Genomic DNA, 380 nt, shown 5'->3' with positions numbered 1-380 from the left:
CCGTGGGAGCGTGGCTTGCCCGCGATGAGGTCATCAGCATCACCCAAAAGACAGGCATGAAAAAGGCGACCCGAAGGTCGCCTTTGTATTCGCTCAGCCAGCGTTGATCAGAACTCGTGATCAGCGTTGTCCGGGTTCAGGTCGCTGATGCCCAGTTTGCCGGCGGCAGCTTCGATCGAACCGGTCTGCTTGACCAGAGAGGCAATGGCGTCGCGCACGATCTGATTGCCAGCGGTGTTGCCGGCAGCGATCAGTTGGTCGTAGTGCTCACCCTTGTTGGCGTGATCGACCATGATCTGGATCTTGGCTTCGGTCGCAGCCAGGTCGGCTTTCAGCGTGGTGTCGGCAGCAGGGTCAGCCTTGGCCACCAGGGACGACAG

Annotated in this window: 1 protein-coding gene; it reads right to left on the bottom strand. The window is 60.3% G+C overall.

Going from position 1 to position 380, the window contains the following annotated elements; all coding sequences use genetic code 11:
• Nucleotides 1-107 precede the first annotated feature (107 nt).
• Nucleotides 108-380: imelysin family protein (locus AC1DLB_RS32350; RefSeq protein WP_477786578.1), on the bottom strand; the 273-nt coding region annotated here is incomplete at its 5' end.

It is taken from the genome of Pseudomonas sp. 05N434, assembly GCF_056396965.1.
This window is presented reverse-complemented; position numbering and strand designations above follow the sequence as displayed.